At 68.2% G+C, this 24,856-nt stretch carries 26 protein-coding genes; 19 read left to right on the top strand and 7 right to left on the bottom strand.

All coding sequences use genetic code 11. The annotated features are described in order from the left end of the window. Positions 1 to 33: 33 nt before the first annotated feature. From M3M28_RS12250 to M3M28_RS12230, 5 genes are all read left to right on the top strand, one after another. Positions 34 to 597 carry a single-stranded DNA-binding protein gene (locus M3M28_RS12250; RefSeq protein WP_249386730.1) on the top strand — a complete coding sequence of 188 codons (564 nt, stop codon included), beginning with the start codon at positions 34 to 36 and terminating at the stop codon, positions 595 to 597. Between the two features lie 56 nt (positions 598 to 653). After that, positions 654 to 911, top strand: coding sequence for a 30S ribosomal protein S18 (rpsR, locus tag M3M28_RS12245; protein WP_019618109.1), 258 nt, complete (start codon positions 654 to 656; stop codon positions 909 to 911). An 11-nt stretch (positions 912 to 922) separates the two neighbouring features. Further along, a complete protein-coding gene (gene rplI, locus M3M28_RS12240) occupies positions 923 to 1,375 on the top strand; it encodes a 50S ribosomal protein L9 (RefSeq protein WP_249386729.1) in 453 nt (150 codons plus the stop codon). A gap of 419 nt (positions 1,376 to 1,794) precedes the next feature. Further along, the gene (dnaB, locus tag M3M28_RS12235; RefSeq protein ID WP_249386728.1) at positions 1,795 to 3,192 is read left to right on the top strand and encodes a replicative DNA helicase; all 1,398 of its coding nucleotides are present in this window, start codon (positions 1,795 to 1,797) and stop codon (positions 3,190 to 3,192) included. Positions 3,193 to 3,250: 58 nt separating this feature from the next. Beyond that, a complete protein-coding gene (locus tag M3M28_RS12230; RefSeq protein ID WP_249386727.1) occupies positions 3,251 to 3,541 on the top strand; it encodes a DUF4386 family protein in 291 nt (96 codons plus the stop codon). Here M3M28_RS12230 and M3M28_RS12225 read toward each other — a convergent pair. Next, positions 3,531 to 5,477 (bottom strand): FAD-dependent monooxygenase, encoded by a 1,947-nt coding sequence (locus M3M28_RS12225; protein ID WP_249386726.1) that lies wholly within the window; start codon positions 5,475 to 5,477, stop codon positions 3,531 to 3,533. The two genes, M3M28_RS12230 and M3M28_RS12225, sit on opposite strands and share 11 nt — an antisense overlap. Before the next feature lie 129 nt (positions 5,478 to 5,606). Between M3M28_RS12225 and M3M28_RS12220 the strand changes: the two genes are divergently transcribed. After that, positions 5,607 to 6,266, top strand: a complete 660-nt coding sequence (locus M3M28_RS12220; protein ID WP_249386725.1) for an IclR family transcriptional regulator — start codon at positions 5,607 to 5,609, stop codon at positions 6,264 to 6,266. A gap of 25 nt (positions 6,267 to 6,291) precedes the next feature. Here M3M28_RS12220 and M3M28_RS12215 read toward each other — a convergent pair whose 3' ends face one another. After that, entirely contained in the window at positions 6,292 to 7,014 is a 723-nt protein-coding gene (locus M3M28_RS12215) for an ABC transporter ATP-binding protein (protein WP_249386724.1), read from the bottom strand. A 31-nt stretch (positions 7,015 to 7,045) separates the two neighbouring features. Next, complete coding sequence (locus tag M3M28_RS12210) at positions 7,046 to 8,551, bottom strand: ABC transporter permease (protein ID WP_249386723.1); 1,506 nt, start codon at positions 8,549 to 8,551, stop codon at positions 7,046 to 7,048. A gap of 132 nt (positions 8,552 to 8,683) precedes the next feature. Between M3M28_RS12210 and M3M28_RS12205 the strand changes: the two genes are divergently transcribed. From M3M28_RS12205 to M3M28_RS12180, 6 genes are all read left to right on the top strand, one after another. After that, entirely contained in the window at positions 8,684 to 9,829 is a 1,146-nt protein-coding gene (locus M3M28_RS12205; protein WP_249386722.1) for an AI-2E family transporter, read from the top strand. Beyond that, on the top strand, positions 9,826 to 10,467 hold the full coding sequence (locus tag M3M28_RS12200; RefSeq protein ID WP_249386721.1) for a hypothetical protein: 642 nt from the start codon (positions 9,826 to 9,828) through the stop codon (positions 10,465 to 10,467). The genes M3M28_RS12205 and M3M28_RS12200 overlap by 4 nt, the downstream gene beginning before the upstream one ends. 164 nt (positions 10,468 to 10,631) lie before the next feature. Further along, entirely contained in the window at positions 10,632 to 11,792 is a 1,161-nt protein-coding gene (locus M3M28_RS12195; protein WP_249386720.1) for a hypothetical protein, read from the top strand. Between the two features lie 141 nt (positions 11,793 to 11,933). Beyond that, positions 11,934 to 13,076: a hypothetical protein gene (locus M3M28_RS12190; RefSeq protein ID WP_249386719.1), complete on the top strand. Its 1,143-nt coding sequence runs from the start codon at positions 11,934 to 11,936 to the stop codon at positions 13,074 to 13,076. A gap of 94 nt (positions 13,077 to 13,170) precedes the next feature. Further along, positions 13,171 to 13,845 carry a hypothetical protein gene (locus M3M28_RS12185; protein WP_249386718.1) on the top strand — a complete coding sequence of 225 codons (675 nt, stop codon included), beginning with the start codon at positions 13,171 to 13,173 and terminating at the stop codon, positions 13,843 to 13,845. After that, positions 13,842 to 14,216 carry a hypothetical protein gene (locus M3M28_RS12180; RefSeq protein ID WP_249386717.1) on the top strand — a complete coding sequence of 125 codons (375 nt, stop codon included), beginning with the start codon at positions 13,842 to 13,844 and terminating at the stop codon, positions 14,214 to 14,216. The genes M3M28_RS12185 and M3M28_RS12180 overlap by 4 nt, the downstream gene beginning before the upstream one ends. Positions 14,217 to 14,240: 24 nt before the next feature. Here the strand turns inward: M3M28_RS12180 and purB are convergent, their stop codons facing one another. Next, a complete protein-coding gene (gene purB, locus M3M28_RS12175) occupies positions 14,241 to 15,623 on the bottom strand; it encodes an adenylosuccinate lyase (RefSeq protein WP_249386716.1) in 1,383 nt (460 codons plus the stop codon). A gap of 12 nt (positions 15,624 to 15,635) precedes the next feature. After that, on the bottom strand, positions 15,636 to 16,166 hold the full coding sequence (locus M3M28_RS12170) for a low molecular weight protein-tyrosine-phosphatase (RefSeq protein ID WP_249386715.1): 531 nt from the start codon (positions 16,164 to 16,166) through the stop codon (positions 15,636 to 15,638). A gap of 201 nt (positions 16,167 to 16,367) precedes the next feature. On the opposite strand from M3M28_RS12170, the gene M3M28_RS12165 reads away from it, so the two are divergent. After that, a complete protein-coding gene (locus M3M28_RS12165) occupies positions 16,368 to 16,697 on the top strand; it encodes a hypothetical protein (protein ID WP_249386714.1) in 330 nt (109 codons plus the stop codon). 2 nt (positions 16,698 to 16,699) lie between these two features. Then, a complete protein-coding gene (locus M3M28_RS12160) occupies positions 16,700 to 18,163 on the top strand; it encodes a hypothetical protein (protein ID WP_249386713.1) in 1,464 nt (487 codons plus the stop codon). On the opposite strand, the gene M3M28_RS12155 is transcribed toward M3M28_RS12160, so the two are convergent. Continuing rightward, positions 18,160 to 18,570, bottom strand: coding sequence for a phage holin family protein (locus M3M28_RS12155; protein ID WP_249386712.1), 411 nt, complete (start codon positions 18,568 to 18,570; stop codon positions 18,160 to 18,162). The genes M3M28_RS12160 and M3M28_RS12155 overlap by 4 nt on opposite strands. Before the next feature lie 121 nt (positions 18,571 to 18,691). Between M3M28_RS12155 and M3M28_RS12150 the strand changes: the two genes are divergently transcribed. The 4 genes from M3M28_RS12150 to M3M28_RS12135 all read left to right on the top strand — a co-directional run bounded on the left by M3M28_RS12150 (position 18,692) and on the right by M3M28_RS12135 (position 23,387). Beyond that, positions 18,692 to 19,786: a histidinol-phosphate transaminase gene (locus M3M28_RS12150; protein WP_249386711.1), complete on the top strand. Its 1,095-nt coding sequence runs from the start codon at positions 18,692 to 18,694 to the stop codon at positions 19,784 to 19,786. A gap of 131 nt (positions 19,787 to 19,917) precedes the next feature. Continuing rightward, positions 19,918 to 21,042, top strand: coding sequence for a thiamine pyrophosphate-dependent dehydrogenase E1 component subunit alpha (locus M3M28_RS12145; protein ID WP_249386710.1), 1,125 nt, complete (start codon positions 19,918 to 19,920; stop codon positions 21,040 to 21,042). Next, a complete protein-coding gene (locus M3M28_RS12140; protein ID WP_249386709.1) occupies positions 21,039 to 22,025 on the top strand; it encodes an alpha-ketoacid dehydrogenase subunit beta in 987 nt (328 codons plus the stop codon). Before M3M28_RS12145 ends, M3M28_RS12140 begins: the two co-directional genes overlap by 4 nt. A 9-nt stretch (positions 22,026 to 22,034) precedes the next feature. Further along, positions 22,035 to 23,387, top strand: coding sequence for a dihydrolipoamide acetyltransferase family protein (locus M3M28_RS12135; protein ID WP_249386708.1), 1,353 nt, complete (start codon positions 22,035 to 22,037; stop codon positions 23,385 to 23,387). Between the two features lie 6 nt (positions 23,388 to 23,393). Here the strand turns inward: M3M28_RS12135 and M3M28_RS12130 are convergent, their stop codons facing one another. Continuing rightward, positions 23,394 to 24,215, bottom strand: a complete 822-nt coding sequence (locus tag M3M28_RS12130) for a maleylpyruvate isomerase N-terminal domain-containing protein (protein WP_249386707.1) — start codon at positions 24,213 to 24,215, stop codon at positions 23,394 to 23,396. A 77-nt stretch (positions 24,216 to 24,292) separates the two neighbouring features. Between M3M28_RS12130 and M3M28_RS12125 the strand changes: the two genes are divergently transcribed. After that, a complete protein-coding gene (locus M3M28_RS12125) occupies positions 24,293 to 24,841 on the top strand; it encodes a GNAT family N-acetyltransferase (RefSeq protein WP_249386706.1) in 549 nt (182 codons plus the stop codon). Positions 24,842 to 24,856 lie beyond the last annotated feature (15 nt).

Here is a 24,856-nt window from a genome sequence, read left to right as displayed (position 1 = left end):
TAGCGAATCACCGGGACTAGTAGGGAGCGCGAAATGGCAGGCGACACGATCATTACCGTGGTGGGCAACCTCACCGCCGACCCCGAACTGCGCTACACCCCCCAGGGTGTGGCCGTAGCGAACTTCACCATCGCATCGACACCGCGCACGTTCGACCGTCAGTCGAACGAGTGGAAGGACGGCGAGGCGCTGTTCCTGCGAGCATCCGTGTGGCGCGACTACGCCGAGCACGTTGCCTCGAGCCTCAGCAAGGGCCAGCGCGTCATTGCGCAGGGCAAGCTGAAGCAGCGTTCGTACGAAACCCGCGAGGGCGAGAAGCGAACGACCGTTGAGCTCGAGATCGACGAGATCGGTCCCTCGCTGCGGTACGCCACCGCTCAGGTGCAGCGCACCTCGGGTGGGCAGGGCGGCCAGGGCGGCAACTTCGGTGGCGGTCAGCAGCGTTCTGTGCAGCAGAACGAGCGTCCGCAGGCCGAGCAGCCCTGGGGCAACAGCGCGCCGCGCCAGCAGCCGCAGCAGGACTACTCGTCCGGCGGCTCGGGCGGCTGGGCTACGCCGGGCGCCGGTGGTGGGTACGACGAAGAGCCGCCGTTCTAAATCGGCCGCTCTCACCGCACATCTCTTTTTCTTAGATTTCAGAAAGATCATTTCTCATGGCTGGAAAGTCGAGCGGCAACCGCCGCAACGCTCACCGGGGTAAGGGCAAGCCCGTCGCTCCGGCGAAGAGCATCAAGGTCGGCGTCATTGACTACAAGGACGTCAACACGCTCCGCAAGTTCATCTCCGAGCGTGGCAAGATCCGCGCCCGTCGTATCACCGGTGTGTCGGTGCAGGAGCAGCGCCTCATCGCTCGCGCGGTAAAGAACGCCCGCGAGATGGCGCTCCTGCCCTACGCAGGCTCGGGCCGCTAAGGAGTACACGCATGGCTAAGGTAATTCTCACGCAGGAAGTCACCGGGCTCGGCTCGGCTGGCGATGTCGTCGAGGTGAAGAACGGCTACGCCCGTAACTACCTCGTTCCCAAGGGCTACGCCGTGAACTGGACTCGCGGTGGCGAGTCGCAGGTCGCCCAGATCAAGACCGCGCGCGAAACTCGTGCGATCAAGTCGGTCGAGGAGGCCCAGGCGCTCAAGCAGAGCCTCGAGGCCGCCCTCATCCGCGTGCACGTGAAGTCGGGCGCCGAAGGCCGCCTGTTCGGCTCGGTGCGCACCGCCGACGTCGCCGACGCGGTCGAGGCACAGGGCCTCGGCTCGATCGACAAGCGCAAGGTCGTCTTCCCGACGCAGATCAAGCAGGTCGGCACCCACGAGGCCCTCGTTCGTCTCCACGACGACGTGACGGCAACCCTCAAGGTGCAGGTCATCGCTGCCCGCTAGGGCACCCACGTACGAGGCGCCGTGCCGCCAGGGTGGTTTTCCGCCCGGTGGCACGGCGTTTTGTCGTCCCAAAACGCCTCGCGCTCAGGCGTTCCCCACACCACACCTGTGGATACTTTTGCAAGTCGAGAACCTTCAAGTTCGGGTTTAGACGGCTTGTTATCCACAGGTCGTGAACAAACAAAATACCTGGTTGCATCGCTAATCTCACGAGTCAACCCGTGAGTTCTCCACAGTTATCCACACCGTCGTGCACATTCACACGGCGCGTCGTCCACCAACGCTCCACAAGTTATCCACAGGCAACTCGGTGGGTGGTGTTGGGGCACTCTGGGGAGCACTAGGGTGAATCATCGTCGCTGCGTACCGGCACCTCCGTGTCGCAGGCTCGCGATACAACGGCTGTGGAAAGGACGCGAATGACGCTCACGCATCTCGGTACTGAAGGCCGCGAATCGAGCCGGGCGGCGCAGGACGGCCCCCGCACCCCACCGCACGACCTGCTCGCCGAGCAGTCCGCCCTCGGCGGCATGATGCTCTCGAAGGATGCCGTTGCTGACGTCGTCGAGAGCGTTCGCGGCGTCGACTTCTACATCCCGAAGCACGAGATCATCTTCGACGCGCTCCAGACGCTCTACGCGGCTGGCGAGCCCACCGACGTCATCGCGGTGACCGACCAGCTCACAAAGACGGGCGACCTCCAGCGCGCCGGCGGTGCCGACTACCTCCACACGCTCGTCGGCCTCGTGCCGACCGCCGCGAACGCCGGCTATTACGCCGAGATCGTCGCCGAGCGCGCCGTGCTGCGCCGCCTCGTCGAGGCGGGCACCCGCATCGTGCAGATCGGCTATGGCGCCGAGGGCGAGGTTGTCGAGCTCGTCAACCAGGCGCAGGCCGAGATCTACGCCGTCACCGGCGGCGTCGAGACCGAAGACTATGTGCCGCTCAGCGAGGCCCTCAAGGTCGCGCAGGATGACATCGACGCGGCCGCGAACCGCGACGGCGAGCTCACGGGGGTACCCACGGGCTTCCGCGACCTCGACGGCCTCACGAACGGCCTCCACGCGGGCCAGATGATCATCGTCGCCGCCCGACCCGGTATGGGTAAGTCGACGCTCGCGCTCGACTTCTGCCGCTACGCGTCGATCCACGCGAACATGCCGTCCATCTTCTTCTCGCTCGAGATGAGCCGCTCCGAGATCGCCATGCGTCTGCTCTCGGCCGAGGCGAGCGTCAAGCTGCAGCACATGCGCACCGGCAAGGTCTCCGACGAAGATTGGCAGAAGATCGCCCGCACGCAGGGCGACATCGCCGAGGCGCCGCTCTATATTGATGACTCGCCGAACATGACGCTCGTCGAGATCCGCGCGAAGTGCCGCCGCCTCAAGCAGAAGCACGGCCTCAAGCTCATCGTCATCGACTACCTCCAGCTCATGACTTCAGGCAAGCGCGTCGAGTCGCGTCAGCAAGAGGTGTCGGAGTTCTCGCGTGCGCTCAAGCTGCTCGCGAAGGAGCTCGAGGTGCCGGTCATCGCCCTCTCGCAGCTCAACCGAAACTCCGAGCAGCGCGCCGACAAGAAGCCCGCCATCAGTGACCTGCGTGAGTCGGGTTCGCTCGAGCAGGACGCCGACATGGTGATCCTCCTGCACCGCGAGGGCGCCTACGAGAAAGACCACCCCCGCGCTTCCGAGGCCGACTTCATCCTCGCGAAGCACCGTAACGGCCCCACCGACACCGTCACGGTGCTCTTCCAGGGCCACCTCTCGCGCTTCGTCGACTATGCGCCCGGTATGGCCCCGGCGCCGGCGATGGGCTAGTCGCCCACCCGCAGCCGCTCGAGCGCGTCGAGCAGCAGCTCGAGGCCGAGGTCGAAGGATGCCCGCATCGGGAAGTCCTCGGGCCGTCTTCGGCCTGCACCTGCTGCTCGTCGCGACCCTGTTCGTGCGCGGCCGCGCACTGCCGAGCTGGCTGGGCATCCTCGTCGCGCTCGCGGGCGTCGGCTACCTCGTCGACGCGGCGCTCGTCGCCGGACATGGCGAAGCAGCCATCGGGCAGTTCACCCTCGTGGGCGAGGTGGTGCTGCTCGTCTGGCTGCTTGGCTGGGCTGGCGCGCGGCGGCGCCCCAAGACTCGCTCGGGGCGCCGCCGGGAGCCGGTTACAGCTTGATGCGCTCGTGGAAGTTCGTGATGAACTCCGCGCGCTCGGCCGGGGCAGGCTCGAGCATGTGCTGCGCGAAGAAGCTCGTGAGCTCGTCGCGGGCTGAGAGGGGCAGCACGCCGGCGACGTACTGATCGGGGCGGACGATCACGATCGCGCCATCGCGCGATACCTCGCGGTCGCGGTGGATGTCGCGGCCGTGGCCCGTCGCGAAGATCTGGTTGATGTCTTCGAGCCCGAACGGCACCTTGACCGGCTTGAAGGCGTTCGGCACGTCCTTCGGGTCGAACTCGGTGTACTCCTGCTGGTAGATCACCTTCGAGTCGAACACCGCGTCGTCGTCGCCGTCGCCCGGCGTGTAGCGCACGCGCGGCGAGGCCTCGTCGTTCGCCCACCAGTTCGCGAAGTCGGCGACCGGCGTGCCCTCGAGCGCGGGGGAGGCCGAGTCGGCGAACACGTAGATGCGCCAGCGGCCGTCGGCCTCGTGCAGGTGCCCGAGGTGCTGCCAGCGGTTGTCGGCGCGGCGAATCACCTCGGCCGACTTGAAGCGCTTGCCGATGGGGAAGCCGGCGGCGAGCGCCTGGTGCTCGGTGCCGAGCGTGATGATCGACGGCGCGTACTCGGTCATGAAGCCCGCGGGGAACTCCATCGTGTTGACGTAGTAGCGCTCGAGCTCGGCCGGGTCCTCCCACTCGTCGACCGGGCGGGCCATCATCGTCGACCACTCCTTGTCGAAGTCGATGAGGTTCTGCGCGATTTCCTTGCGCTCCGACGCGTAGGTCGACAGCAGCGACTCGGGGGAGCGGCCCTCGAGCACGGCGGCGAGTTTCCAGCCGAGGTTGAAGCCGTCCTGAATCGACACGTTCATGCCCTGGCCGGCCTTCGCCGAGTGGGTGTGGCAGGCGTCGCCCATGATGAACGCGTGCGGCGTGCGGGTGTCGATCTGTTCGGCGGGTACGTCGTCGAAGCCGTTGGTGATGCGGTGGGCGACCTCGTAGACCGACCACCAGGTGACGGCGCGCACGTCGAGTGAGTAGGGGGCGAGGATGCGGTTGGCTCGCTCGATCATTGCCTCGAGCGGGGTAGCGCGCACGGCGCCCGCGTCGTGCTCTTCGACCACGCCGAGGTCGACGTAGAGGCGCGAGAGGTAGCCGCCCTCGCGGGGGATGAGCAGGATGTTGCCGGCATCGTGCGACTGGATCGAGCACTTCACCTGGAAGTCGGGGAAGTCGGTGTTCGCCATGACGTCCATGACGCCCCAGGCGTGCATCGATGCGTCGCCCTCCAGGCGGTGGCCGAGCGCCGAGCGCACCGAGCTGCGGGCGCCGTCGCCGCCGACGAGGTACTTCGCGCGCACCGTGCGCTCCTCGCCCTCTCGCGGGCCGGCCGTGTAGCGCAGGCGCGCGGTGACGGCGTACTCGGCGGTGGGGTCGATCGTGCAGTCGAGGAACTCGATGCCGTAGTCGGGCTCGATGCGGCCGGGCGCGCGCTTCGCGTCGCGGAGGAAGTAGTCGAGGATGCGCGACTGGTTGACGTAGATGTGCGGGAACTCGCTGATGCCGTTCGCGTCGTCGGGGTCGCGCGAGACGCGCTCGATCTTCGAGGGGTCGTCCTTCGACGGCTTCCACCAGCACATCTCGACGTTGCGGTACGCCTCGGCGATGACCTCGTCTGCGAAGCCGAAGGCCTGGAACGTCTCGACCGAGCGGGCCTGGATGCCGTCGGCCTGCCCGACCTCGAGGCGGCCGGGGCGGCGCTCGATCGCGCGCGCGTTGATCGAGGGGAAGCGCGAGAGCTGCGCGGTGACGGCGACCGCGGCGGGGCCGGTGCCGACGATCAGCACGTCCATCTCGTCGGGAAGTTCGGTGGGCCGGTCGACGCCGTACCCGGCGGCGGGGCGGACGCGCGGGTCGCCCGATTCATAGCCTCGGTAGTGGATCTGCATCGGTGGAGCTCCTTTGTGGCGGCATTGCCAATGTGCGGGCTAGTGTCTCGTTATTTGCGACACTGTCGTAAATATAGAATAATGCTATGCAGAGACCGGCCTGGTCGCAAGAGTACGAAGGAGTGCGCCGTGGCGAATGAGGCAAAGACCCAGGGATCCCAGACGCTCGCCCGCGGCCTGCGGGCCCTCGAGATCATCGGCGATTCGCCAACACCCATGACGGTCGCGCGGCTCGCCGAGGCCATCGGCATCCACCGCTCGATGGCGTACCGCCTGCTCGCGACGCTCGAGGCGCACGGCTTCGCGGCGCGCACCGCATCCGGCGAGATCGAGCTCGGCGCCCGGCTCGTCGCCCTCGCCCGCGGGGTCGCCCGCGACCTCCAGGCCGCGGCGGCGCCGGAGCTCGACCGCGTCGCCGACGAACTCCAGCTCACGACGTTCCTCGTCACCCACGACGGCGAGGCAGCGGTGACGCTGCTCAGCGCGCAGCCCCGCGACCTCGACGCGATGGTCGTGCAGCGCCCCGGCAGCCGCCACTCGGTCGACGTTGGCGCCCCCGGCCGGGTCATCCGCTCGCAGCTCGACCCCGTGGCCTTCCCACCAGCTCGCTTCGAGCTGAGCCATGAGGAGGTCATCGACGGCCTCAACTCGATCGCGGTGCCGATCGCGCTGCCGCAGGGGCGGCCGGCCGCGCTCGCGGCGTTGTTCGTCGCGCGCCCGATCGACCAGGAGGCGATCGTCGAACGGCTCGTCACCGCCGCTCGGCACATTGCCGAACGAGTGCGGTGACGAGCCGTTCCCTGGGTGTCGCGGTCTAAGCGACGTCGCGCAGCAGCCCCTTCGCGAGGCGCAGCCGGCGGCGCGCGCGCTTCGCGACGGCCGAGTCGTGGGTCACGACGACGAGGGTGAGCCCCTCGGCGTTGAGCTCCTCGAGCACCTGCAGAATGTCGTCGCGCATGCGCTCGTCGAGGTTGCCGGTGGGCTCGTCGGCGAGCAGCACCCGCGGCTGCTTCGCGATCGCGCGGGCAATCGCGACGCGCTGCTGCTGCCCACCCGAGAGCTCGTCGGGGCGGTGATCGGCCCGGTCGCCGAGGCCGACCCGTTCGAGCGCCTCGGCAACCCGGCGGTCGCGCTCGTCCGACTCGAGATCGAGCGGCTCGAGGCCCATGTCGACGTTCTCGGCCGCGGTGAGGGTCGGAATGAGGTTGAACGACTGGAACACGAAGCCGATCTCGGTCGCGCGCAGCGACTGCAGCTGCGCGTTCGTCGCGTTCGCGAGGTCGATGTCGCCGAGGTAGACGTGCCCGCCGCTCGGGCGGTCGAGCGCGCCGAGCAGCTGCAGCAGCGTCGACTTGCCGCCGCCGGTCGACCCCTGGATGGTGACGAACTCGCCCGCGTCGATCTGCGCATCCACGCCCTTGAGCGGCGTGACGGTGCGGCGCTTCTGCTTGTACTCCTTGCTCACGTTCTCGAGGCGGAATGCGCCGGGCGCCGCGACCGGATCGAACCCGAGCTGCTGTTCTTCGGTGATGGTCATGAGAACTCCTAAGTGATGTGGCGGATGCCCGTTAGCCGACCGCGCGGAGCGATTCGGCGGGGCTGAGACGGGCGGCACGCCAGCCGCCGAAGATGCCCGTGATGACGCCGGCCGCGACCGAGCAGCTGAGGGCGAGCACGAGGACCCAGACGCTGAGCGGGGCCTGCAGCACGATGGTCGTGGCGCTGCTCACCGCCTGGCCGATGGCGTCGGGTGCGCCGCCGCCACCGCCCGGTGCGCCGCCCGCCTCGCCGCCGCCCATGGCGCCCTGCGCCTCGGTGCCGGCGGAGATGGTGGGCGCGATGACGTTGATCGTGAGGATGCCGATGAGGCCGACCGCGAGGCCCGCGACGCCACCGATGAGCGACTGCACCATCGACTCGCCCGCGACCTGGCGCACGATGCGGCCGTTCGACCAGCCGATCGCCTTGAGCGTGCCGAGCTCGCGGGTGCGGCGGGCGATGCCCGAGGTCGTAAAGAGCACGGCGAGGCCGACCGCGACGAGCAGCACGATGATCGAGAGCCACGTGCCGAGGTTGGTGATGAGGTTGGATGCGGTGCTCAGCGAGCCCGACACGGTCGACGCGAGGTCGGACTGCGAGCTGACCGTCGCATCCGGCAGCTCGGTCTCGAGCGTGGTCTGCACGGTCGAGATGTTGTCGGAGGACGTGGTCTGCACGTAGACGGTTGAGACGACGTCGCCGGCGCCCGAGAGATCCTGCGCGACGTCGAGCGGAATGTAGACATTCGACGCGGTGTCGGCATCGGAGTTCGTCGACGAGACGATGCCAACGACCTCGAAGTCCTCGCCGCCGACCTCGAGCGTGTCGCCCACGGCGAGCTCGGCGCTCGTCGCATAGGTGGAGTCGAGCACGGCCACGTTCGTGCCGTTGTCGTCGGGGGTGAGCAGGCGCCCGTCGGTCACCGAGACCGAGCTCATGGGGCCGATCACCGAGGCCGGGTCGATGCCGAGCACGCTGAACGAGTCGACGCCGAACTGGCCGCCGCCGAAGCCGCCACCGCCGCCGCCGTCGGGCGGGGTCATCGAGCCGTCGGTGGTCGTGCCGTCAGTGGTGGTGCCGTCAGTCGTGGTGCTGTCGCTGCTCGACATGTCGGGCAGCTCGCCCGAGAAGGTCGAGTTGGTGAGGCTCAGCGTGCCGGTCGCCTGCGAGACGCCGTCGATGCCGAGCACGGTCTCGAGCGTCGACGCGTCAAGCGTGCCTCGCATCATGTCGGTCTGGAGCTGCGACTGGTCGAGCGTCGTCGAACCGTCGTCGCTCGTCGTCGAATCCTCGCTGCCGAAGTCGAACTGGGGGCCGCCGCCGTCGCTCCCGGGCTCGGCCTGCGCGCCCGTGACGGTGAGGTCGGTGCCGATGCCGTACACGGCCTGGAGGGATTGTGCCTGCGCCGCGCGCACGCCCGACGAGAGCGAGTTCACGACGATGACGAGCGCGACCGCGATCGCGAGGCCGATGCTGACGATGACCGTCTGCTTTTTGCGGCCACGCAGTTCGCGCCGCAGGTATGTCCAAAACATTGGGCTCCTAGGTGGGGGAAGTGACGCCGCCACGCTAGGAACGGGCCCTATGGCACCTCGATGCCGAAGCTATGAGCTTCCAATGAGCGCGAGGCGGCGCCGCGTAAACTCGCAGCAGCAAGGAGGGCGAGGATGCAGGACACCACCCCAGGGGGCCCCGCGCGCACAGCGGGCGCCGGCAGCCGGGCGCTGATCACCATCGCGGTGGTCGTGCTCTCGATGATCGGACTCGTGCTGCTGCAGCAGGTCGCGAACTTCGTCACACCGGTGTTTCTCGGCATCAACCTCGTGCTCGCTGTCGCACCGCTTATGCACTGGCTCATCCGCAAGCGCGTGCCGCGCCTGCTCGCCGTCATCATCGCGGGCGTGTTCGTATACGGACTGCTGCTCGCCTTCGTCGGGCTGCTTGCCTGGTCGGTGATGATGCTCATCCAGGAGCTCCCGAAGTACGGCGCCGAGTTCCAGGGCCTCTACTCGACCCTGCTCGACTGGCTCACGAGCTTCGGCGTCTCGCAGGAGCAGGTCGTCGCGCAGCTGCAGGGCGTGTTCAACCCCTCGGCGATCGTGTCGGTGCTGCAGAGCCTCGCGAGCAACGTCGGCGGCGTGCTCTCACTGCTCGCGACGCTCGTTGTCATGATCTTCTTCCTGCTCTTCGACGCCATGGGCTTCGAGAAGCGATTGGGCAAGATTCGCGACGACCGCCCGAGCCTCGGCGTCGCCCTCGACTCGTTCTCGCAGGGCGTCGCCCGCTACTGGATCGTCACGACGATCTTCGGCCTCATCGTCGCGGTGCTCGACGTCGTCGCGCTCGAGCTGCTCGGCGTGCCCCTCGCGCTCGTGTGGGGCGTGTTCTCGTTCCTCACCAACTACATCCCGAACATCGGCTTCGTCATCGGCATGATCCCGCCGGTGCTCATGGCCCTGCTCGCGAACGGCTGGGTCAACGCGCTCATCGTGCTCGCGGTGTGGAGCGTCATCAACTTCGTGATTCAGTCGCTCATTCAGCCGAAGTTCGCGGGCGAGGCGGTCGGCGTCACGCCGACGGTCTCGTTCCTCTCGCTGCTCGTGTGGGCGTTCGCGCTCGGCCCGGTGGGCGCGCTGCTCGCGCTGCCCGCAACCCTGCTCGTCAAGGCACTGCTCGTCGACGCCGACCCGCGCAACCGCTGGATCAACTACCTCGTGGATGCGCGCCCCGACCTCACGAGCTCGCGGCCGATCTTCCGCCCCGATCCCGAGGCAGCGCCCGACCGTGAAGCAGCCAAGGACGAGGGCGCGTGACGGCTCCGGCCCCGTACCCCCAGCCACCGCAGAAGTCGATCCGCCGCCGCATCGGCACGGGCTTCATCGTCGCCGCGGGCGTCATTATCTTCGCGCTCGTGGTGTGGCTCTCGTTCTCGCTCGGGTTCCAGCGGCTGCGGGCCGACCTCGACATCGGCATGAAGACGGCGGTGCAGGCCGAGCCCGAGGTGCGCTTCGACGGCGTCAACCAGGGGTGGGAGCGCATGAACCCCGATGCCGAGGACGATGCCCCGCAGTACTTCAACGTGACGGAAGACGAGGAGACGCCATGCATCTTCTCGTGGGAGGCGGGCAAGTACGACAGCGAGCTCGTCGACGTGCCGAACGACCTCAACGACCGCGGCGCGAGCGACTATCTCGTCGACCGGCTCGGCTACACCGAGGTCGGCGACACCTCGGTTCAGGTCGAGACGACGGGCGAGCTCACCGTCGAGCTCATCTACGCACAGCAGACGATGGACGACGGCGTCACGGTGGCGAGCGCGGTGCGCGCCTTCACCGGTTCGCAGCACTACATCGTGTTCTTCCTCACCTGCCAGGATGCGTCGGCCCTCGACCCCGGGCTGATGATGAGCGTGCTCGACGACGTCAAGCTCGACATCGAACCCGTGCACTAAGCCGAAGCCAAACAGGGAGCCGAGCCCGGCTCATCCGCTGGTTCCAGATTCTGGGTGCGGAATGTCGCCCGCATGGCGGATAGTTTCTGCGTTGACGCGGTTGATATAAACGAAGGTGCCAGAACTCGTACTTTCCGAGCATCGCAACTCTTGTGAGGAATCGCATGTCGAACCAGTTCCCTCCCTCCGGCAATGGCCAGGGTGACGGCCAGGGTCAGCAGAACCAGGGTCAGCAGAACCAGAATCAGCAGGGCTACGGCGCCCCGGGCCAGCAGAACAGTGGCTACGACGCGTCGACCGGTGGCTACCAGGGCTACCAGTCGCAGTCCAACTACCAGGGCTACGGCCAGCAGGGACAGGGCCAGGACCAGTCGGGCCAGCAGGGGTACGGCGGGTACAACTCGAGCTCGTACGGCCAGCAGTCGAGCTCGTCGAGCGACTCGAGCTACAACTCGTACGGTCAGGGTCAGCAGTCGTCCTACGGCAGCTACGGCTCGGACGCCTCGCAGCAGCAGGGGTACGGTCAGAGCCAGCAGCAGTCCTATGGCGGCTATGGCCAGGATGCGTCGCAGCAGTCGTACGGTCAGGGCCAGCAACAGTCGTACGGCGGCTACGGTCAGGATGCGTCGCAGCAGCAGGGCTACGGCCAGAGCCAGCAGGGTCAGCAGGTCTATGGCGCGTACGGTCAGCCCGGTCAGGACCAGAACCAGAACTATGGCGCCTATCGACAGCAGCCCCCGCAGGGCGGCAAGAAGAAGGGCTTCCCGGTCTGGGCCTGGATCGTGATTGCGGTCGTTGTCATCGGTCTCGTCGTTGGCGGCATCTTCGGCGGCATGGCGCTCTTTGGCGGCAGCAACGGCTACGACATCGAGTCGGACAAGACCGTGTCGGATGTCGAGGTCACCTACAACGGCGACTGGGAAGACTACGGCGGGGGCATGTACGTCAACGACGACTACACCTGCTACTTCCTCGCGAGCTTCGAGGGCGGCGCCACGGGCATCGACCCCGACAACGTTGAGGGCAGCATGGAGGACTCGGTGGCCGAGGCCGCTGGCCAGAGCGGCTCGAGCGACGTGACCTACACGAAGCTCGACAACGTCACGATGGCTGACAGCGAAGGTGTCGACGTCGAGTTCGTGATTTACGAAGTCAAGCCGTCCTCGGGCGAGGGCATTGGCTACATTGCCGCGCACCCGTTCTCGGACTCGGGCGACATCCTCGTGATGGCGACCGTCTGCGATGGCAGCAACGGCGTCGACGAGTCGAGCTTCAAGGACCAGATGGCGGACACCTCGTTCACCATTACTCCGGAAGACAACTAGCGAGCGCGGCTTCGGCCACGCTGCTTGGGTGGGTTCGGCGAGTTTGCCGGGCCCACCCGCTCGCTTTCCGCCCGCATCCGCACCCAGTACCTGCAACAATGGTGGCCAATACTGCTCGCCACCGCGCCGAAGGAGACGCCCATGTCGAATCAGTTCCCGCCTTCTGGCTTTGGTGACCGCGAGTCAGACCAGCCCGACCGCGACGCGCAGCAGGTCTTCGGCGGCGGTAACGACTACAACTCGAGCGGTAACGACTACAACAGCTACGGCTCGTACGGCGACGCGAACTCGGGCGGCAACGACTACAACTCCTACTCGTCGGGCGGCGACCAGTACGCGAGCCAGGGCGACTCGTACCCCTCGCAGGGCGAGCAGTACGCGAGCCAAGGCGACGGCTACGGCCAGCAGAACCAGCAGCAGGTGTTCGGCGGCGGACAGTACGGTGGCGACAGCCAGCAGCAATACGGGCAGCAGCAGTACGGCCAGCAGCAACAGCAGCAATACGGTGACGGCCAGCAGCAGTACCAGCCCCAGGCCGCCGCGGCGTACGGCGGCTACGGCGGCAACCAGGGCGGGCAGCCCGGCGGCGACGCGCCAAAGAGGAAGGGCGTGCCGGTCTGGGCGTGGATCGTGATCGCGGTGGTGGCGGTCGCCCTCGTTGGCGGCGGCATCTGGGGCGGCATCGCCCTGTTCGGCGGCGGCAACTCGAATCAGAACACCGCGAACGGCGGCAACGGCACGAGCACGAGTGGCAGCTCGGGCGACTCGGGCGACAGCGACTCGTCGGGCGACAGCGACTCGTCGGGTGGCGGAGAGCCCGCGGGGGGAACCGCGTACCCGATCGACAACACCGACGAGGTCAGCGACATCGCGCTCGACTACACGGGCGACTGGGACCCGCAGGACCTCAACGGCCAGGAACTGTTCTACAGCCCCGACCAGACCTGCACCTACCTCACCTCGTTCGTGCCGTCGGCGGCGTCGGGCGGCACGTGGTACCCCGACGACCCGGCCAGCAGCCTCGACACCTATCTCAACACCGACACGACCGGCTACGTGCTCTCGAACGCGGGCACCACGACGGTGACCGACACGAACGGCCTTGAGGTTGAGCTCGGCACCGTGTTATTCACCGAGGACACCTACGGCACCGCGGGCCTGCTCACGGCGCACGTGTTCGGCAGCGACCTGCTCATGTACCAGATCACCTGCTTTGACCGCGAGCCCTCCGCGAGCGAACTCGACGAGCTCATCGCGCAGACCGAGACGACGATCACGGAGTAGTAACCTTCCGGGCCCGACCACAGCGTCGGCAATCGCGAGTGCTCCTGCTGGGTAGACTAGACCCACAGGGGCAGTCACGTTTCGGGAGGATCGCATGTCAAACAACGCGGCCACTTCTACCGGCACCGACACACTTCGGCACCTCCCGGAGAACATCTGGATATCGTTGCTGTTCCGCGCGCTGCCGGCCCTCGCCGGCGCGCTCGTCATCACATTCACTCAAGACCACAACGCCCGATTCGGCTTCGCGGTGTTCGGCGCAGTCGTGCTCTGGAGCGGCATTATCGTCGGCTTCGAGGGCATCGGCGTCAAGGGACACCCGGCGCGCGTCTACGTGCTGATCCGCAGCCTGCTCAACGTGCTCGCCGGCGGGTTCTCGCTGTTCATGGCGACCGGTGGGCATGACTGGGCCACCGCCCAGAGCTTCATCATCACCGTGGCCAGCTGGGGCATCGCCACCGGCATCATCGAGCTGCTCGCGGCCTTCATGAGTCGCAAGCACGCCATGTACTCGAGCGAGATCCTCATCGCGGGCGCACTGACCACGCTGCTCGGCGTGATCGTCGCGTTTGTGCCGCCGGAACTCAACGATCAGTACGGCGGCATCGAGCAGATCGAGGGGTCCCTGACGGCCGACGTTCAGTCGATCGGCTTCGTCGGCGCCTACTTTGCGATCCTCGGCGTGTTGTTGGTCATCGAAGCAATCAGCCTCCGTGCCGCACTGCGCCGCCGTGCCCAAGAGGGGGCCAAGGAAGGAGCCGCCGCGTGAGCGGAGCGGACTCAAACGACCACGAAAGCAAGCAGCAGCGCAAAGCGCTGATGAAGCCCTTCGAGGTCGTGATTATCGCCGCAGCGGCAGGCATCTTCGTGCTGCTCATCGTGCTGCTGACGGTGCAGGACATCGTGCTCGGCCTGATCTTCGCGGGCGTCGCGATGGTCATCGTGCTCGTGGTGATGGCACTGCTGCTCCTGAACTACAAGCCAAACGCCGACGCGCCGGTCTACCTTGACCGCCAGCTCGCCGAGTCGGACGATCCCGGCGCAAAGGCTGCGGCCCTGCGCCCGTTCGACGGCGACGCCGAGGCCGAGGCCGCCGCCGAAGCGGACGACCCCGAGCCTGGCGAGCGAGACGAGAAGTAGGGCTGACCGGCCCCGCCGGCGGGCCTAGCCCAGCCGGTCGACGAGCTGCGCCGAGCGACCCGTGTAGCTCTGCGGGGTGAGCTCGCGCAGGCGTGCCTTCGCCGCATCCCCGATCTCGAGGCCGTCGACGAACGCGACGAGCTCATCGCGGCTGACCGAGTGGCCGCGGGTGAGCTCCTTGAGCACCGCGTACGGGTCTTCGATGTGCGAGCGACCCGCGACGATCTCGGCGCGAATCACGGTCTGAATCGCCTCGGCGAGCACCTCCCAGTTGCCGTCGAGCTCGCGCCTGAGCGTGTCGGGGTTCACGGCGAGCTCGCCGAGGCCGCGGCGCACGTTGTCGAGCGCGAGCAGCGAGTGGCCGAAGCCGACGCCGATGTTGCGCTGCGACGACGAGTCGCTGAGGTCGCGCTGCATGCGCGAGGTCACGAGGGTCGCGGCGAGGGAGTCGAGAATCGCGCACGAGAGCTCGAGGTTCGACTCGGCGTTCTCGAAGCGAATCGGGTTGATCTTGTGCGGCATCGTCGACGAGCCGGTCGCGCCGGGCTGCGGGATCTGCTTGAAGATGCCGCGCTGGATGTACAGCCACACGTCGGTGCAGAAGTTGTGCAGTACGCGGTTGAAGTGCGCGATGTCGGAGTAGAGCTCGGCCTGCCAGTCGTGCGACTCTATCTGCGTCGTGAGCGGGTTCCACACGAGGCCGAGGGATGCGGTGAACTCGTCGGCCGCCTGCTCCCAGTCGAGTTCGGGGTTGGCGACGAGGTGCGCGGCGAAGTTGCCGGTCGCGCCGGCCCACTTGCCGAGGTACTCCTGCTGCTCGATGCGGCGCAGGATGCGGCCGAGGCGGTGCGCGACGACGGCGAGCTCTTTGCCGAGCGTGGTCGGCGTGGCGGGCTGGCCGTGCGTAAGCGAGAGCATCGGCTGCTCGCGCTGCTCGCGGGCGAGCGTCGAGATCTGCTCGACGAGCGCGGCCGCGGCGGGCAGCCACACCTCGGTGACGGCGTCGCGAATGGTGAGCGCGTACGAGGTGTTGTTGATGTCCTCCGAGGTGCAGCCGAAGTGCGTGAGCTCCTCGACCGCGCCGAGGTCAAGCGCGCGCAGTCGGTCGCGCACGTAGTACTCGACCGCCTTGACGTCGTGCCGGGTCGTCGCCTCGATGGTCGCGAGCGCGTCGATCGCCTCCTGGTCGAAGGCGTCCACGACGGCGCGCAGCTTGGTCTGCTGCTCGGCCGTGAGGGGGCTCGCGCCGAACAGCTCGCGGTCGGTGAGGAAGATGAGCCACTCGATCTCGACCTTCACGCGGGCGCGGTTGAGGGCCGCCTCGCTGAGGTGCTCACCGATCGGCGCCACCGCCTTGTAGTACCGGTTGTCGAGAGGGCTGATCAGCTGCGGCGGCAGAGGACTCATCGGGGCTCCGTTCTAGGGGGTTGCGGTCTCGCGCGCGGCCCGCGTTACGGGCTCGACCTGCGCGAGCAGCTTTTCGCACGCGTGCTCGATGAGGTCTCGCACTTCGTTGAATAGCTCGTCACTCCCATAGTAGGGATCCGGCACATCCCCGGCGTCCTCGTGCAGGTCGCAGAATGAGAGCAGCGGGCGAATGAGTGCGCGCTGCTCGGGGGTCTCGGCCCAGGTTTTGAGGATGCGATCCTGGCTCGGGTCGAAGGTGACGACGAGGTCGTAGTTGCCGAACCAGTCGGGGTCGAACTGTTTCGCGCGGTGCCCGTCGGCCGAATACCCGGCGCGCTGCAGCGAGCTTAGGGTGCGCGGATCAGCCTTTTCGCCGACGTGCCAGTCGCCCGTGCCCGCGGAGTCGAACTCGATGGAGTCGCCGAAACCGTCCCGCACGGCCATGTCGCGGCTGATGGCTTCGGCCATGGGGGAGCGGCAGATATTGCCCGTGCAGACGAAACAGATGCGAAATACCGGCCCCGCGCCGTCGACTGCTGACATGCGCTTATTGTGGCGCACCGAGGTGACGCCGACAACCGTCGATGGCGACGGGATTGACAGCCTCGCGTTGTGCGCCTCCCGCGGGGATGGTGGATGCGCGTTCATCCACAGCTCCGGACGCGCGCCGAGCGGTGATCCCGGGCCGCGCGCGAGACTCGCAGCATCGCATCCGGCCCGGGTGCGGAAGCGCGAGGAGTACCCATGACCGCGACCCCCACGACCGATTCGGGATTCAACCCCGCCGATGCGCTCGACGCCGCGACGATTCGCCAAGTGCGCACCGACGTCGACAACCTTGCGCAACTGCTCCACGACGCCTCGAGCGAGGTGCGCTCGGTGCACCTGCCCGCCGTCGACGACGCAGCGATTGCCGACTGGGTGTCGATCGCGCAGCTCAGCTACAACCTCAACCGCCTTGCGCTGAGCGGGATGCTCGAGACAGCCGCCGCCGCGTGCACCGCCGTGGCGTGGCAGTACGAGACGCAGCTCACGCTGCTCGACGGGCAGATCGTCGCCGCGGAGGTGCTCTAGCGATGGTGCAGGTGAGCGTTGAGACCGCCCAGTTCGGCACCGCCGCGGCGAAGCTCGAGGGCATCGAGGAGGGCATGGCCGGCCTGAACCTCCGGCTCAGCACCCCCGCGTGGTTTCCCGCGAACGGCTGGCTCACCATCTCGGGGCCGCAGCTCGGCGTGATCTCGCTCGAGGCGCAGCTGCTCGCCGGTGGCATGCAGTCGGCCGCCGCCTTCGCCGGGGCCGCGGCCGAGCACCTGCTGCAGGCGCAGGGCTGGTACGAGGCCGCCGACCGTGCTGCCGTCGAGGCGTTCACCGCGGTGAGCGACGCCGTCGTCGCATCGGTCGTGCTCTCGGTCGTGAGCATTGCAGCGTCGGGCGCGCTCGCGGCCGTGCCGCTGCTGCTCAGCCCCGCGGGCATCCCGATCGTGCTCGGCACGGTCGCGACCGCCGGCGCGCTCGAACAGGCCGGCGTGCTGCCGGGCGGCGACGATCTCGCCGAGTGGTGGAACGACAACCAGCACCTGCTCGCGAACCCGCTCAGCGTTCTGCTCGTGCGCAGCGGCGTCTCGGCGGGCGACGAGATCGTCAACGGCCTCACCGGCGTGCCGCTCTTCAACAGCCCGAACGAGGTCGCGGGCGCGCTCGCGGCGGCGTTCGCACTCGGCACCGGGCCGATGCTCGTGTCGGGGTCGAAGCGCGAGGAGGCCTCGTCGGCTCCGTCGTCGATCGCCGATCTCGTCGAGGCGATTCCGCCGACCGACCCCGAAGGCACGAACGCGACAATCACCGAGTACGTGCGCCCCGACGGCAGCACCGTCTACGTCGTCAGCGTCGCCGGCACGAGTTCGCCCGGGCTCGGCGACGAGAACGGCATGGACAACCTCTCGAACCTCGCGGCGTACGGCGGCAGCGACGCGCAATCGGTCGGCGCCGTGTCGGACGCGATGGGGCAGGCAGGCATCACGGCGGGCGACGAGGTGGTCTTCGTCGGGTACTCGCAGGGCGCCCTCGTGGTGTCAGAACTCGCGCAGACGGGCACGTGGGACGTCGCGTCGGTCGTGCTCGCCGGCTCGCCCGTGCACGGCACGAGCATCGGCGGCGACATTCCCGTCACCCAGCTCGAGCACGACGGCGACCTCATCACGGGGCTCCAGGGCATCACGCCGGGCGCACAGGGTGACGTGTCGATCGTGCGGCGCGACCCGTTCCCGGGCGGCGTGCCGGCGGGGGAGGGCATCCTCGCGCCGCACGCGCTCACCGAATACCAGCAGACCGCGGCCGGCTACGACGAGGTCGACGAGCCGCAGGCAGCTGCACAGCGCGACGCCGTGCTCGCGCCCGTGCAGGGGGCGACCGCCGTGACCACGACCGACTTCCGCTTCGAGCGCGAGCCGGTCTACGCGAGCGGCGGCGGCATCCGGCCGATGACACCCGAGGAGGCGTTCGAGCGCGTGTACGAGCTCGGCCGGTTTGGTGAGGATTAGTCCTCGACCTCGCGGCGGCGGTCGCGCTTGCGGGTGCGGAAGATGCCATTGAGGATCGCCGAGAGGATACCCATGATGATCGCGCCGCCGATGGCCCACCAGAAGTTGTCGATGGTCAGGCCGAAGTCGAGCAGCCCGCTCACCCAGCCGACGAGCCAGAACAGGAAGCCGTTGACGACGAGCGCGAATAGGCCGAGCGTGAGGCAGTACAGCGGCATCGAGACGATACGCACTACCGAGCCGATGACGGCATTGACGAGACCCCACACGACCGCGAGCAGCAGGTAGGTGAGCACAAGCGAGGCCTGCGAGTCGTCGTAGGCCGTGACGGTCAGGCCGCCCTGCAGGACCCACACGGTGGCCCACAGTGCGACGGCGTTGAGAACGATCGAGGCGAGAAAGCGCATGCCGTTATTGTGGCGGGTCTGGCTGCAGATCGGTAGGTTCCGCACACCCCGGCGCGCCAGAGCGCTCGCACATTGCAACAGGCGGGTCAGGCGGGCCGCCGGGCGTAGCTAGACTTCGGATATGACTGATGCACCGGTGCAGCTACGACCCGAAATCCTCGCCCAGCGGGCCTACCAGCAGGGCAAGCCCGCGGCCCCCACGGCGTTCAAGCTCTCGTCGAACGAGCTGCCGTTCCAGCCGCTCGAGGCCGTGCTCGAGGCGGTCAACGGCGTGAGCGGGTTTAACCGGTATCCGGATGCTCGGGCGACCGCCGTGCGCGAGGCCCTCGGCGCGCACTACGGCCTCCCCGCCGAGCAGGTGCTCATCGGCGCGGGCTCGGTCTCGCTGCTCTACCAGGCCGCCCAGGCGGCGGCCGGCGCCGGCGACGAGATCCTCTACCCGTGGCGCAGCTTCGAGGCGTACCCGGGCATCGTCACCGTCGCGGGCGCCACGAGCGTGCAGGTGCCGCTCAAGGCCGACGCGTCGATCGACCTCGACGGCCTCGCCGACGCGATCACCGAGCGCACGCGCATGGTCGTCGTCTGCACCCCGAACAACCCCACCGGCCCGGCCGTGCGCCAGGACGACTTCGAGCGATTCATGGAGCGCGTGCCGAGCAACCTGCTCGTCATCGCCGACGAGGCGTACATCGAGTTCGTCACCGACCCCGCGGTGCTCAACGCGACCCGCCTGCTGCGCGACTACCCGAACCTCGTCGTCGCCCGCACCTTCTCGAAGGCCTACGGCCTCGCCGGCCTGCGCGTCGGCTACATGCTCGGCAACGCGCAGGTGTTGCAGGCGTTCGCGACCACGGCCATCCCCTTCACCATCTCGGAGCAGGCGCAGGCCGCCACGCTCGCGGTGATGCAGGAGGCCGACGCGATCCGCGAGCGAGTCAACGAGATCACCGCCCGCCGCGACGAGGTGCGCCGCGCGCTCATCGACCAGGGCTGGCGCGTGCCCGAAACGCAGGCGAACTTCGTGTGGCTGCCGGCCGGCGAGCAGACCGAGGGCGTCAACGAGATTCTGCTCGAGGGCGGCATCGTCGCACGGGCTTTCCCGGGCCACGGGCTGCGCGTGTCGATCGGTGAAGAAGCCTCGGTTTCGCCGCTGCTTGCCGCCTGTTGGCAGGCCATCGAGCGGTACCCGTACCTGCGTCAGACCGACGCGGAGTAGCCGGCGGGCGCCGGAGTCTTGTGGAAAAACACAGTGAATTCCGGCAACTCGCTGTCTTCACCCTCCAGGGTTCGCGGCTAACTCGGCCATAGACTGGCAAGGTTGATCCGCTTCGAGGAGGCACGTCGAACGTGAGTCCAACTGACCCGAGCACCGCCACGGTGCAGCTACTCACCCCCGAGGGCACGCTCGCGCGCAGCGAAGCGGCCGCGCCGTATCTCGCGCGCCTCGAGCAGGCCGACCCCGGCCTGTGGCGCGAGGCGTACCGCTCGATGCGGCTCGTGCGGGCCTTTGACCGCGAGGCAACGAACCTGCAGCGCCAGGGCGAGCTCGCGCTCTACGTGCCGGCGGAGGGCCAGGAGGGCGCGCAGATCGGCTCGGCGCTTGCGCTCAAGCCGCAGGACACGGTGTTCCCGTCGTATCGCGAGCACGGCGTCGGCTTCGTGCGTGGCCTCGACCTCGTGAACATCCTCGCGCTCCTGCGCGGCGTGACGAACGCGGGTTGGGACCCGGAAACGAGCGGAAATTTCCGCAACTACGCCCTCGTCATCGCGACGCAGACGCTGCACGCGACCGGCTACGCCATGGGCCAGCGCCTCGACGGCCTCGTCGGCACCGGCGACCCCGAGCGCGACGAGGCGACGATCGTCTACTTCGGCGACGGCTCGACAAGCCAGGGCGACCTCAACGAGGCGCTCGTGTTTGCGCGCAGCTACGACACCCCGCAGCTCTTCTTCCTGCAGAACAACCAGTGGGCGATCTCGGTGCCGGTTGCGGTGCAGTCGCCCACCCCGCTCTACCGTCGCGCCGACGGCTTCGGCATGCCGGGCGTGCAGATCGACGGTAACGACGTCATGGCGAGCTACGCCGTGTCGCTCGAGTTCCTCGACCGCGCCCGCGCCGGCGACGGCCCCGCCTTCATCGAGGCGCTCACCTACCGCATGGGCGCGCACACGACGAGCGACGACCCGACGAAGTACCGCACGCGCGAAGAGGAGCAGTTCTGGCGCGACCGCGACCCCATCACCCGCCTCGCCGCCTACCTGCGGGCCGAGGGCGAGGGTGACGACTTTTTCGATGGCATCGAGGCCGAGGCAAAGGACTACGCCGCCGACGTGCGTCGCCGCACGCTCGCGCTGCCCGACCCCGAGCCCATGGCGATGTTCACCGGCGTCTACGCCGAGCGGCATCCGCTCATCGAGGCCGAGATCGGCGAGTTCCTGGGCTTCGAGGCGTCGCTGGAGGAGAACGAATGACCGACGAGCGAAAGAATCTGCCCCTCGCCCGCGCCATGAACGCCGGCCTGCGCGCCGCGCTCGAGGCCGACGAGAAGGTGCTGCTCATGGGCGAAGACATCGGCCCGCTCGGCGGCGTCTTCCGCATCACCGAGCACCTCCAGCGTGACTTCGGCAAGCACCGCGTGTTCGACACGCCGCTCGCCGAGTCGGGCATCATCGGCACCGCGATCGGCCTCGCGATGCGCGGCTACCGGCCCGTCTGCGAGATCCAGTTCGACGGCTTCGTCTACCCGGGCTTCGACCAGATCACGACGCAGCTCGCGAAGATCCCGGCCCGCACCGACGGCAACGTGAAGCTCCCGCTCGTCATCCGCATCCCCTACGGCGGGCACGTCGGCGCGGTCGAGCACCACCAGGAGAGCCCCGAGACCTACTTTGCCCACACGCCGGGCCTGCGCGTGGTGTCGCCGTCGACGCCGAACGACGCCTACTGGATGATCCAGCAGGCGATCCGCAGCGATGACCCGGTCGTGTTCCTCGAACCGAAGTCGCGCTACTGGCCGAAGGGTGAGGTCGACACAGCCCTCGAGACCGTGTCGTTGCACGAGAGTCGCGTCGCCCGTGAGGGCACTGATGTGACGCTCATCGGCTTCGGCGCGCAGACCGCGATGAACTTGCAGGCCGCCGACCTCGCGTCAAAGGACGGTGTCTCGATCGAGGTCGTCGACCTGCGCACGCTCGCACCGGTCGACTATGCCCCGCTCATCGAGTCGGCGCGCAAGACCGGCCGCGTCGTCATCGCGCAGGAGGCGCCGGGTAACGTCTCGCTCGGCAGCGAGCTCGCGGCGACCCTGACCGAACGCTGCTTCTACTCGCTCGAGGCGCCCGTGCTGCGGGTCTCGGCGTACGACGTGCCGTTCCCACCCACCCGCTTGCAGGACGTCTATCTGCCCGACGTTGACCGCGTGTTGGACGCCGTCGACCGCGTGCTCGAGTACTAGGAGTCGACCATGAGCATCGAGTTCGAACTGCCGGAAATCGGTGAAGGCCTGACCGAGGCGACCATCGTGAACTGGCACGTCAAGGCCGGCGACACGGTCGCGGTCAACGATGTGCTTGTTGAGGTCGAGACGGCGAAGTCGCTCGTCGAAATGCCGAGCCCCTTCGCTGGCGTCATCGATGAGCTGATCCCCGCCGAGGGTGACGAGGTCGAGGTCGGCAGCGTGATCCTCATCTGGACCGACCCGGCCGACCCCGATGCCGATGGTCACCCCGGCACGACGACCCCCGAAGTTGCCGAGGCCGAGCAGGATGCGGCGCAGAGCGTGAGCGAGGAGGGCGACAGCGAGGGCGGCGCCAGCCTCGTCGGCTATGGCTCCGCGCCTGCCGCGAGCTCGCGCCGCAGCGCGCGACACGCCTCGAACGCCCGCCGCGCCGCGAAGGCCGCTGCCGAGCGCCGCAAGAAGCCTCAGCTGCCCGCATCCGTGCCCGCTGCGGCCGCGTTCCCGATCATCGCGAAGCCGCCGATTCGGAAGTTGGCGAAGGACCTTGAGGTCGACCTTTCGTCGGTCACGGCGACGGGGCAGGCCGGCGAGATCACCCGCGACGACGTGATTCGTCACGCCGAGCAGGCGAAGTTGTTCACCAACCTCGAGACGCCGAACTGGAATGAGCAGCGCGAGGAGCGCCACCCGGTCAAGGGCGTGCGCAAGATGATCGCGCAGAACATGGTGCAGTCGATGTTTACGGCGCCCCACGTGACGCTGTTCGTCGATGTCGACGCGACCCGCACGATGGAATACGTGAAGCGACTCAAGGAGTCGCCGCACTTCGCTGGCATCAAGGTCTCGCCGCTGCTGCTCATCGCGAAGGCCGTCATGTGGGCCATTCAGCGCAACCCCACGACGAACGCGACGTGGACCGATGAGGAATACATCATCAAGCACTACGTGAACCTCGGCATCGCCGCGGCCACGCCCCGCGGTCTGCTCGTGCCAAACATCAAGAACGCGCACGAGATGTCGATGCGCGAACTCGCCGAGTCGCTGCAGCAACTCACCATTACGGCCCGCGACGGCAAGACCCCGCCCGCCGACCAGCAGGGCGGCACCTTCACCATCACGAACATCGGCGTCTTCGGCATGGACTCGGGCACGCCGGTGCTCAACCCCGGCGAAGTCGGTATCCTCGCCTTCGGCACCGTGCGCCCGAAGCCGTGGGTCGTCGACGACGAGGTGCGCGTACGCCAGGTCACGACGCTCGCCGCGAGCTTCGACCACCGCCTCGTCGACGGTGACGTCGCCTCGCGCTTCCTCGCCGACGTCGCCCGCATCGTCGAGGAGCCCGCGCTACTGCTTGATTAGCGCGAGCTAGTGGATGCCCTGCGCGACGAGCGCCTCGACGTGCTCGACCGCTACGGCGTCGCCCGTCACCTCGACGGGCTCGCCGCGGCCCCAGAGCCAGAGGTAGAGGGCGACGGCGTCGGCGGATGCGGTGGCGTGCGGCAGGCTCGAGGCGTCGGCGTCCGCCCGTCGCAGCCGGGCGACGAGCGCGCTGAAGGGTTCACCGTCGCGTGGCCGCGTGCCACTCCAACGCGAGATTTCGACCTCGACCGGCTGCCCCGCATCCGTCGGCGTCAGCGTGAGCGTCGCGAGCGGCTCGACGGTGGCCCACTCGGGAATCCAATCGAACGCGCCGGCATGCATCACCTCGATGACGTGGCCGACGCCGTCAGCGGCAACGTCGGCTTCGATCGGCGAGAGCGGCTTGCCCGCCGTGAGCTCGGCGTCGACGCGGTGCATCGTCGCCTCGTGCAGCTGCATGCGGCGCACGAAGCCGACCGACTGATCGGCCGAGAACCAGGTCCACACCGGTTCGGCATCGTCGCGGGCAGTGAGCTGCTCGAGAAGCCCCGCGGTGGCCGCGCGCCGGCGATGGAGCAGCGCCTCGACGGCGCCCGCCTCCTTGGGTAGCGGCACCTTCGCTGCCTCGACGGCTTCGGCGTCCTCATCACTGCGCGCCCCGGTGGCGAGCAGTTGCCCCCAGAATTCGTGCACCTCGGTGACGTGGGCGAGGAGGCCGAGCGCGGTCCAGCCTGGGCAGGTCGGCACCGGGTTGGCCGGGTCGGTTGCGGCGAGGGTCGAACTCGAGCGTTCAGCTTCTTCGGCGATGCGGTCGACTGTCGTAGTCATGCGCCGAGCCAAGCACTCGAGGCTTGACGGTGCCCGGGAACGCGCGTCGGAGGGGCCGCGCGCCGTAGGCTTTCGCAATGACGTTCTTCACGCATCCGCTCGACCACCGCACCGCGCTCCACCTCGTGGCCGTCGAAGATGCCGAAGAGCTCGCCGAGGTGCTCAACGCGAACAGGGAGCGCATCGGCACGTGGGAAGACTGGGCGCGCGAGCCGCAGCCGCTCGAGCGGCAGCGCGAGTTCCTGCGTGGCCAGCTGCAGAAGTTCGTCGGCGGCACGAGCCTGCCCTGCTTTATCAAGGTCGACGGCCGCCTGGCCGGCTCGATCGAGCTGCGCCAGGTCAGCGCCGGCGACCGCGTGAGCGAGATCGGCTACTGGGTGAGCGCCGAGTTTGAGGGCCAGGGCCTCGTGCGCCGGGCGTGCGAGGCCTTCATCGCGCACGCGTTCGGCCCGCTCGAACGACTGCGCGTCGAACTGCAGATCGCCGCCGACAACGAGCGCAGCTGCGGCCTCGCGGAGCGGCTCGGCTTCACCGAGGAGGGCACCCGCCGCAGCGCCATGGTCGTCGGCGACCGCCGCCACGACCTCGTTTGGTACGGCCTGCTCGCGAGCGAGTGGCGAGGCTGACCTTTCTTGCAGCAG

This window comes from Gulosibacter sediminis (assembly GCF_023370115.1).
Lineage (GTDB): Bacteria > Actinomycetota > Actinomycetes > Actinomycetales > Microbacteriaceae > Gulosibacter > Gulosibacter sediminis_A.
Note: the sequence above shows the minus strand (reverse complement) of the source record. Positions and strands in the feature narration are given on the sequence as shown.